The 9,375-nt window shown below is 75.1% G+C and carries 8 protein-coding genes and 1 pseudogene; 2 read left to right on the forward strand and 7 right to left on the reverse strand.

What is annotated here, in order from left to right:
• The 6 genes and pseudogenes from DLJ47_RS29945 to DLJ47_RS29965 all read right to left on the reverse strand — a co-directional run.
• Nucleotides 1–956, reverse strand: a pseudogene (locus DLJ47_RS29945) (hypothetical protein); the annotation flags it as partial.
• 347 nt (nucleotides 957–1,303) lie between these two features.
• Nucleotides 1,304–1,441: a hypothetical protein gene (locus DLJ47_RS36450; RefSeq protein WP_167180486.1), complete on the reverse strand. Its 138-nt coding sequence runs from the start codon at nucleotides 1,439–1,441 to the stop codon at nucleotides 1,304–1,306.
• Between the two features lie 221 nt (nucleotides 1,442–1,662).
• Complete coding sequence (locus tag DLJ47_RS29950; protein ID WP_109905023.1) at nucleotides 1,663–3,147, reverse strand: dihydrolipoamide acetyltransferase family protein; 1,485 nt, start codon at nucleotides 3,145–3,147, stop codon at nucleotides 1,663–1,665.
• A gap of 5 nt (nucleotides 3,148–3,152) precedes the next feature.
• Nucleotides 3,153–4,142 carry an alpha-ketoacid dehydrogenase subunit beta gene (locus DLJ47_RS29955; protein WP_109905013.1) on the reverse strand — a complete coding sequence of 330 codons (990 nt, stop codon included), beginning with the start codon at nucleotides 4,140–4,142 and terminating at the stop codon, nucleotides 3,153–3,155.
• On the reverse strand, nucleotides 4,142–5,326 hold the full coding sequence (pdhA, locus tag DLJ47_RS29960) for a pyruvate dehydrogenase (acetyl-transferring) E1 component subunit alpha (RefSeq protein WP_109905015.1): 1,185 nt from the start codon (nucleotides 5,324–5,326) through the stop codon (nucleotides 4,142–4,144). The genes DLJ47_RS29955 and pdhA overlap by 1 nt, the downstream gene beginning before the upstream one ends.
• Before the next feature lie 649 nt (nucleotides 5,327–5,975).
• Entirely contained in the window at nucleotides 5,976–6,569 is a 594-nt protein-coding gene (locus DLJ47_RS29965; protein WP_146228225.1) for a hypothetical protein, read from the reverse strand.
• A 165-nt stretch (nucleotides 6,570–6,734) separates the two neighbouring features.
• Between DLJ47_RS29965 and DLJ47_RS29970 the strand changes: the two genes are divergently transcribed.
• A complete protein-coding gene (locus DLJ47_RS29970; RefSeq protein WP_233258088.1) occupies nucleotides 6,735–7,355 on the forward strand; it encodes a phosphatase PAP2 family protein in 621 nt (206 codons plus the stop codon).
• An 89-nt stretch (nucleotides 7,356–7,444) separates the two neighbouring features.
• Here the strand turns inward: DLJ47_RS29970 and DLJ47_RS29975 are convergent, their stop codons facing one another.
• On the reverse strand, nucleotides 7,445–8,128 hold the full coding sequence (locus DLJ47_RS29975) for an NUDIX hydrolase (protein ID WP_109905019.1): 684 nt from the start codon (nucleotides 8,126–8,128) through the stop codon (nucleotides 7,445–7,447).
• Between the two features lie 76 nt (nucleotides 8,129–8,204).
• Here DLJ47_RS29975 and DLJ47_RS29980 point away from each other — a divergent pair, with 76 nt between their 5' ends.
• On the forward strand, nucleotides 8,205–9,266 hold the full coding sequence (locus DLJ47_RS29980; RefSeq protein WP_109905021.1) for an SPFH domain-containing protein: 1,062 nt from the start codon (nucleotides 8,205–8,207) through the stop codon (nucleotides 9,264–9,266).
• The last annotated feature ends 109 nt before the right edge of the window (nucleotides 9,267–9,375 follow it).

The raw sequence follows: 9,375 nt of genomic DNA on the forward strand, positions 1-9,375 counted from the left end.
CAGGCTGGGAGGCTCCCGCCGGGGCGCTGCTCGGCGGGCGCCTCCCAGCCGCCCGGGGACCGGTCCTCCGACGCGGCCCAGCCCGGCTGCCGCGGCTGGTCGTCCTGGCCGGCGCCGGCCCAGCCGCCCGAGCGGGCCGGGTCGTCCTGCTGCGGCGCGGCGGCCCAGTCGGGCTGGCGGGGCTGGTCGTCCTGCTGCCCGGCGGTCCAACCGCCGGACTGCTCCGGGCGCTCGTCGTGCCAGCCACCCGAGGCGACCGGCTCCTGCTGGCCGCCCCAGGCCGGCGCGGCCTGCGGCACCTGGGCGGCACCCCGGGCGGCGGGCGGCTCGGCCGGCGCCCAACCGGGCTGCTCGTCCTGCTGCGCGCCGGCCCAGCCGCCGGAGCGGGCCGGGTCGTCCTGCTGCGGCGCGGCGGCCCAGTCGGGCTGGCGGGGCTGCTCGCCCTGCGGGGCCGGGTCGTTGTGCCAGCCGCCGGACTGCGCCGGGTCCTGGCTGCCGCCGTTCTGCGCGGGCCAGGCGTCGGGGGCGGCGGACGGCACCTGGGCGGCGCCCCGGGCGGCGGGCTGCTGCGCCCAGGCCGGGGCCGACTGCTCGCCCGGCGCCCAGCCGGGCTGCTCGGCGGATCCGCCGGCGGCCCACGGCTGCTGGCCGGGCTGCTCACCCTGGGCGAGCCAGGCGGGCTGCGCGTCGCCGGGTGGGCTCCAGGCGCCGGGCTCGCCCGGCTGCGGCGGCTGGGCGGCCCGGTGCGGCGGCTGGTCCTGGGACGCGGCCCAGGCCGGTGCGGGTGGACCCGGCTGCGCGGGGGGCGGTGGTGCCCAGCCCAGATCGGGCGTGGTCACGCCGTAGCCGGTGTGCTGCTGCTGCGCCGGCCGGTCGCCGTACGGCGCCGGTCCGCCGGCGCCCGGCGACACCTCGTCCGGCTGCTGGCCGGGGTGGTGCGGGCCCTCGGACGTCATGCGTGCGCCTCCTCCATCACATGTCGGCCGCCGGTGCCGATCGGTCTGCTCGGCAGGGCTGCCGGCGTCGCCGGCGGTACCGGCCGTGCCGGCTCCCCGCACCGTATCCGGTGGCGGCCCGGGGGCGCCCGGGGAGCACTCGGTCGTCACTCCGCGTCGCCGGATGGTGTCGAGCAGCTTCTATCGGCCCGACCCGGTCCGGGTCGGCGGGCGACGACCGAGCCCCACCGTACCGGGCGCTGCGGCGAGGTGGAATCCCGGTGCCGAGGGCTGTGAAACGCCGACGACCCGCCCGGGTGGACCGGGCGGGTCGTCGATCTGGAGGAGGTGAGGAAAGTTGTGGAGCCTCAGCTCATGTGACGCTGGGCGATGGCGAGGATCTCGTCGCGGACCGCGGGCGAGTTGGCCGAGCGCAGCGCGTGCTCGATGGCACGGGCGCGGCGGTTGGCGTCGCGGCGGTTCCGGATTCGCTCGATCATGCTCATGGTGGTGTCTCCTCCTGGCTATTCGGTTGTCAGCCCGTCGATGTCTCTATTGAACAGCAGAACGCCGCCAACTTCCATCGATTATTAGGTGAGCTCGGACACTCGCCGAACAATCAAAGGTGAGGAGGTCATCTCACCGACGTTTCTCGTCCTCCAACGGCAACGGCCGGTGTGCCGGGCGTTCACCCCTGGCACACCGGCCGTTGCCGGGTGTCGAGCCGTCAGGTCCAGGCGAGCAGCGCCGCCTCCGGGTCGCTGAGGAAGTCCCCGATGTCGCGCAGGAACTTCGAGCCCAGCTCGCCGTCGATGATCCGGTGGTCGAAGGAGAGCCCCAGCGTGGTGACCTGGCGCGGGCGGACCTTGCCCTTGTGCACCCAGGGCATCTCGCGGACCGCGCCGAAGGCCAGGATCGCCGACTCACCCGGCGGCAGGATCGGCGTGCCGGTGTCCACCCCGAACACCCCGACGTTGGTGATGGTCAGGGTGCCGCCGGACATGTCGGCCGGCGAGGTGCGGCCGGCCTTCGCCGTCTGCACCAGGTCGGTCAGCGCGTCCGCCAGCTCCCGCAGCGACAGCCGGCCGGCGTCCTTGATGTTCGGGACGATCAGCCCGCGTTCGGTGGCCGCCGCGATGCCCAGGTTGACGTACTCCTTGACGACGATCTCGTCGCCCGACCAGGTGGAGTTCACCATCGGGTGCCGCTTGACCGCCAGCAGCACCGCCTTGGCCACCAGCAGCAGCGGGGAGACGCGTACGTCCCGCCACTCCCGCCGGTCGCGCAGCCGGTCCAGGGCCTTCATCGCCCGGGTCATGTCGACGGTCAGGAACTCGGTCACGTGCGGCGCGGTGAACGCCGACCGGACCATGTTCTCGGCGGTGAGCTTGCGTACCCCCTTGACCGGGATGCGCTGCTCGCGGTCCGCGCCGAAGCTCGGGGCCGCGGTGGCCGGCCGCGTCGCCGTGACCGGCTCGGCCGCCGCCGTGGCGCCGGCCGCCGCCCGCTGCACGTCCTCCCGGGTGATCGAGCCCAGCGGGCCCGAGCCGGTCAGCGTGGCGAGGTCGACGCCCAGGTCCTTGGCGAGCTTGCGCACCGGCGGCTTGGCCAGCACCAGCCCACCCGGGCCAGGGTGGCCGTTGCGGCCGGCGGCCGGGGCGGCCTCGACCGGCGGGACCGTGGCCGGCGGGACCACGGCCGGTGCCGCCGGCGCCGCGGCGGCCGCGGCCGGCCGGGCCTGCGCCGGGACGTCACCCTTGCGCGGGCGGCGCTTCGCCGCGGTGGTACGCGGGCCGTAGCCGACCAGCACGGCGGTACGGCCGCCCGGGGCGGGACCGCCGATCAGGCCCGGCTCGACCATGCCCTCGGCGGGCGCCACCTCGACCGCGGCCAGCGAGGCCGCCGACGGGGTGGGCAGGTCGTCGCCGCCGGCGCTGCTGGACGGCGTCTCCACCGGCCCGGCGCCCGGGTCGGTGTCGATCGCGATGATCGGGGTGCCGACCTCCACCGTGGTGCCCTCCGGGTGGAAGATCGCCTGCACCCGGCCGGCCCACTTCGCCGGGATCTCGACGGCCGCCTTGGCCGTCTCCACCTCGACGATGGGCTGGTTCAGCTCGATGGTGTCGCCCTCCGCGACCAGCCAGCTGAGGATCTCGCCCTCGGTGAGACCCTCGCCCAGGTCGGGCAGGTTGAACTCCTTGATCCGGGACATGCCGATCACCAGCCGTAGGTGCGGTCGACGGCGTCGAGCACCCGGTCGAGGTCGGGCAGGTACTCCTCCTCCACCCGGGCGGCCGGGTAGGGGGTGTCGAAGCCGGTCACCCGCAGCACCGGGGACTCCAGGGAGTAGAAGCACTCCTCGGTGATCCGGGCCGCGAGCTCCGCGCCGAGGCCGACGTTGGACGGCGCCTCGTGCACCACCACGGCCCGACCGGTGCGCTTCACCGACTCGTACACCACGCCGAGGTCCAGCGGGGAGAGCGTGCGCAGGTCGATGACCTCCAGCTCCCGGCCGTCCTCGGCGGCGGCGGTCGCCGCGTCCAGGCAGGTCCGCACCATCGGCCCGTACGCGAGCAGGGTGACGTCGGTGCCCGGCCGGGCGACCCGGGCGGCGTGCAGCGGGTACGCGTCGGCCAGCGGCGCGTCCACCTCCACCGGACCCTTCTCCCAGTAGCGCCGCTTCGGCTCCAGGAAGATGATCGGGTCGTCGGAGGCGATGGCCTGCTGGATCATCACGTACGCGTCCTGCGGGTTGGCGCAGGAGACGACCTTCAGACCGGCGGTGTGCGCGAAGTACGCCTCGGGCGACTCCGAGTGGTGCTCCACCGCGCCGATGCCGCCGCCGAACGGGATCCGGATCACCATCGGGATCTTCAGCTTGCCGCGCGAGCGGTAGTGCATCTTCGCCACCTGCGACACGATCTGGTCGTACGCCGGGTAGACGAAGCCGTCGAACTGGATCTCGCAGACCGGCCGGTAGCCGCGGATGGCGAGGCCGATCGCGGTGCCGATGATGCCGGACTCGGCGAGCGGGGTGTCGATCACCCGCTGGTCGCCGAAGTCCTTCTGCAGCCCGTCGGTGATCCGGAAGACGCCGCCGAGCTTGCCGACGTCCTCGCCCATGATGACGACCTTCGGGTCGTTCTCCAGGGCGCGGCGCAGGCCGACGTTGAGGGCCTTGCCGAGGGTGAGCGTCTCCGTGGCCATCAGTGCGCGCTCCCCTCGAACGACTCCAGGTACCTGCTGAACTGCTCACGCTGCTGGTCGATCAGCGGCGACCCGTTGGGGTAGACGTGGTCGAACAGGGTGGTCGGCTCCGGGTTGGGCATGGCCAGCACCCGCTCGCGCAGGTGCACCGACTCGCGGCGGGCCTGCTCGTCGACCTCGGCGAAGAAGTCCGCGTCGGCCAGCTGCTGCTTGGTCAGGAACGCCTTCATCCGGGCGATCGGGTCCTTGGCCTGCCAGGCCTCGACCTCGCTGGCGATCCGGTACCGGGTCGGGTCGTCGGAGGTGGTGTGCGCGCCCATCCGGTAGGTGTACGCCTCGATCAGGCTCGGGCCCTGCCCGTGCCGGGCGTTGTCCAGCGCGTGCCGGGTGACCGCGTAGGTGGCCAGCACGTCGTTGCCGTCCACCCGGATGCCCGGGAAGCCGAAGCCGGCGGCCCGCTGGTAGAGCGGGATCCGGGTCTGCCGCTCCAGCGGCTCGGAGATCGCGTACTGGTTGTTCTGGCAGAAGAAGACCATCGGCGCGTTGAACACGCCGGCCCAGACGAACGCCTCGTTCACGTCGCCCTGGCTGGTGGCGCCGTCGCCGAAGTAGGCGATGACCGCCTCGCCGTCGTCGGTGCCGGTCTTGCCGTCCATGGCGATGCCCATGGCGTACCCGGTCGCGTGCAGGGTCTGCGCCCCGATCACGATCGTGTACATGTTGAACTTGAACTCGTTCGGATCCCAGCCGCCCTGGTCGACGCCGCGGAACAGGCCGAGCGGCATGATCGGGTCGATGCCCCGGCAGTAGAGCACGCCGTGCTCGCGGTAGGTCGGGAAGGCCATGTCCTGCGTACGCAGCGCCCGGCCGGAGCCGACCTGAGCCGCCTCCTGACCCAGCAGGCTCGCCCAGATGCCCAGCTCACCCTGCCGCTGCAGGGCGGTGGCCTCGGCGTCCAGCTTGCGTACCAGCACCAGGTCCCGGTAGAGGCCGCGGTACTCCTCGTCGGTGAAGTCGACGCGGTACTCGGTGCCGTCCGGCCCGGTCACGCTCTCGATCCGCTCGCCCTCGGGGGTGAGCAGCTGCACCAGTTCCGGGTCGCCGGCCTTGCCGGCCCCGGCCTTCTTCGACCGGGGTGCGGCCCGCCGGCCGCGGGTGGTGACCCCGGGGTCGCCCTTTGCCATCCGTCTCTCCCTGTCATGTCTGCGTCGGCACCGGGGGGTCACCCGGCCGCGCAACTCGTGCGCCTGTCCGGCTGGTGCCGGACCGGTTCCTGGCGGCCGCGCCTAGCCCCGGTGGGGGTTGCCGCGCGGCGTGAGCCGGATTCAGGCCGAACCCGGTTCGGGGAGCGCCGGCGCCGCGCCGCGCCTGCCGCGAGGGTGCGCGGAGGTCGCGGCAGCGTTGCCGTCGTGGTCCATATTCGCATCAAGGGTGAGGCGGCCCACAGTACGCCCGCCCCGCACCCCGGTGGCCGCCCAGTTCGTTACACAGATCGCCCGGTGTCGCATCGATCGCCGCCCGACCGATCCGGCGATGGTTCGTCACCGTTCGGCCAGATACGCGTGGCGACACGCGGTAACGGGTTGGCTGACGGACCGTCACTGGGCGACCCTGGTCCGGGCGGATCGCCACCGATCGGGTGGTTTGCCGCTTCCCGGGTGGGCGCGACCCGTCCGGTCTCTCCGGTGGACCGAACGACGACGAGGAGTGTGCGGTGTCCGAGCCAGCTGAGGGACCAGACGCTCCGCTGCTCGGCCGGCACCATTCGGCCGGCGGCTACCGTCGGGTGGTCGGTGCGCACCGCGCGGCGGGCTCGGCGGCCCCGTCGCGGGGCTACCTGTTCACCGTCGCCCTGCTGGCCGGCACCGCGTCGATGCCGATCCTGGCCGCGATCAGCACCGGGTCGGCCACCGTCGGCAGCACCGCGCTGCCGGACACCAGCACCCCGTTCATCCCGACGCCGTCGGTGGGGCCGGTGGTGATCCCGCTGCCGGTGACCAGCCAGCCGGCGGTCACCCCGCCCGCCACGCCGTCCGCCGGCCCGGCGACCACGACACCGTGGCGGCCGGCCGCGCGCCGACCACCCGGTCCGGCCGGGTTCGCGGCCGACCCGGCACCGGCCCGGACTCCGCCGCCCGCGCGTCCGCGACCCTCCGGCGGTACGACGGCCCCACCGCCCCGGCCGGCACCCTCTCCCTCGCCGTCACCGTCGCCCACCGGCTCGCCGGGCGGCGGCAACTCGCCGTCCCCGTCGCCGTCCCCGTCGCCCTCACCGGAGACCAGCACCACCGTGCCGCCCAGCCCGACCGGTAGCCCGCCCGCGTCGCCGGACGACGCGACCCCGTCCCCCGACGGCACCACCGGGGCGACGCCGACCCCCGAGGTGGTCACCCCGACCAGCGCCGGCGGGCCCGCTCCGACGTCCACCGGTTCGCCGGTACCGGCACCGCGTCCGGCCGGCGCGCCGGCTCCGGGCGCGGGGCGCACACCGTCGCCGCGGACCGGTCCGCCGGTCACCGAGCCGGCCGCTCCGGTCCCCGCACCGCGGACCTCGCCGACCCCGGCGACGGGTACGGTGCCGGCCACCGGCAGGTGAGTCGGGAGGTCCCGCCGGCCGACGCCGACCGGCCCGACCCAGGTGCGCGGCTGGCCCGGATCGTCACCGAGGTGACCGCGCCCGCGGTGCTGGTCAGCGTGCTGACCATCGTCATCGGCTGGCACAGCAGCCAGGAGGCCGGGCGCGGCCTGGCCTGGGGGCTGCTCGCCACGCTCTTCGTCAGCGGCATCCCGTTCGCGTACATCCTCGGCGGGGTGCGCCGGGGCCGGCTCACCGACCACCACGTGGGCGTCCGCGAGCAGCGACGGGTTCCGCTGCTCTTCGGCCTCTGCTCGGTGGCCGCCGGGCTGGCCCTGCTCGCGGCGCTCGGCGCGCCCCGCCCGGTGCTGGCGTTGGCCGCCGCCGGGGTGCTCGGCCTGGTGGTCGCGGTGGGCGTGAGCCACTGGTGGAAGCTGTCCATCCACGCGGCGGTGGCCGCCGGCACGGTGGTGGTGCTGGTGCTGACGTTCGGCGCCCGGCTGCTGGTCACCGCGCCGCTGCTCGCCCTGGTCGGCTGGTCCCGGGTGCGGCTGGGTGACCACACGGTGGCCCAGGTGCTGGCCGGTGGCGGGCTCGGCGGGCTGATCGCGGGCGTCGTCTTCGCCACCCTCCGCTGAGCCGGCGCGCGACCCGGGGCCGCCTCGGTCGCCACCGTCATTCCGGATCGGTGCGCCGAGCCCGCGCCCGCGCCGAAACGCACCTCCATTCAGGACGGCCGCAGCATCGGCGGGTGCAGCAGGGTGGCGGCGCCGCGCCGGAACAGCTGTGCCGGCCGGCCCCGTTCGCCCTCGGTGGAGCGGCCCACCGGCTCCACGAACCCCGGCGTGCCGGTCACCTTGCGGTGGAAGTTGCGTGGGTCCAGCCGGGTGCCCCAGACCGTCTCGTAGACCGCCCGCAGTTGCGCCACGGTGAACTCGGGCGGGCAGAACGCCGAGGCCAGCGGGGTGTACTCCAGCTTCGCCCGGGCTCGCTCCACCCCGTCGGCGAGGATCCGGTCGTGGTCGAAGGCGAGCTGCCCGGGGGTCAGCCGGGCGACCGGAAGCCAGTCCGCCGAGGCCGCGTCGGTGCCGGCGACCGGGCTACCGAGATCGGGCAGGAGCGCCAGCCAGGCCACCGTGACCACCCGGCCGCGCGGGTCCCGGTCCGGCCGGCCGTACGTGCCGAGCTGCTCCAGGTGCCCGGCGGGCTCCGCGAGGCCGGTCTCCTCGGTCAGCTCGCGGACGGCGGCCGCCGGTAGGTCCTCGTCGACGTGGACGAAGCCGCCGGGCAGCGCCCAGCGCCCCCGGTACGGCTCGATCCCGCGCCGGACCAGCAGCACGTTCAGCTCGTCGGCCCGGACGGTGAGCACCACCAGGTCGACGGTCACCGCGAAGGGCGGGTACTCGGCCATCTTTATCACCACCTTGACGAGAATCTAGCAGAGCGTTTATCGTCGTAACGACGAAAAAGATAGAGAGGTGGGGACGATGGCCGATGTGACGAGGCGGTTGCACCTGCGCCACCTGCGCGGGACGCCGACCAGCTGGGTGCGGTGGCAGGTGGGCGGGCGGGTGCGCCGGGAGGGCACCGGGCTCTCCTTCTGGTACCGGCCGCTGCGGGCGGTGCTCAGCGAGGTGCCGGTGGACGACCGGGAGCTGCCGCTGCTCTTCCACGCCCGCACCGGCGACTTCGCCGACATCACCGTGCAGGCCACGGTGACCTACCGGGTGGCCGACCCGGCGCTCGCCGCCGCCCGGCTCGACTTCTCGGTCGACCCGCGCACCGGCCGGGCCCGGTCCCGCCCGCTCGACCAGGTGGCCACCCTCCTCGCCGAGCTGGCCCAGCAGCCCGCGCTCGACCTGCTGGCCCGGGTGCCGCTGGCCGAGGCGCTCACCACCATCGCGCCGGTGCGGGAGGCGGTCTCGGCGGCCCTGGCCGACGAGCCCCGGCTCGCCGACGTCGGCGTGGCGGTGGTCAGTGCCCGGGTGGTGGCCATCCGACCCGAGCCGGAGCTGGAGCGCGCGTTGCAGACGCCGACCCGGGAGGCGGTGCAGGTCGAGGCCGACCGGGCCACCTACGCCCGGCGCGCCCAGGCGGTCGAGCAGGAACGCTCGATCGCCGAGAACGAGCTGCAGAACAAGATCGAGCTGGCCCGGCGGGAGCAGCAGCTGGTCGAGCAGCACGGCGCGAACTCCCGGCGGCGGGTCGAACTGGACGCCGCCGCCGAACTCGCCGCCGCGCAGGGCAAGGCCGAGCGGGAGAAGGTCGCCAACGCGGCGGCCGCCGAGCGGGCCCGGGTGCTGGCCGGCGCCGAGGCGGAGAAGGAGCGGACGCTGGCCGCCGCCCGGGCCGACGGGATGCGCGCGATCGGGCACGCCGAGGCCGAGGCGGAGGCGGCGAAGCTGGCCGCATACGCCGAACTGCCGCCGGAGGTGCTGCGGGCCCTGACGGTCCGGGACCTGGCCGGGCAGTTGCCGCAGATCGGGCAGCTCACGGTCACCCCCGACCTGGTGTCCGACCTGCTGGCCCGGCTGGCTCCGGCCCGATGAGCGGCGGGACGAGCCGCCCCGCGGCGGCGATCGGGCCCGGCCCGGCGTGCCGACCGGGCTGGGCGGACCGTGCGGACCGGGCGGGCTGGGCGGACCGTGCGGACCGGGC

Origin of the sequence: Micromonospora sp. S4605, assembly GCF_003176715.1 — a bacterium.
Classification (GTDB): Bacteria; Actinomycetota; Actinomycetes; order Mycobacteriales; family Micromonosporaceae; genus Micromonospora; species Micromonospora echinaurantiaca.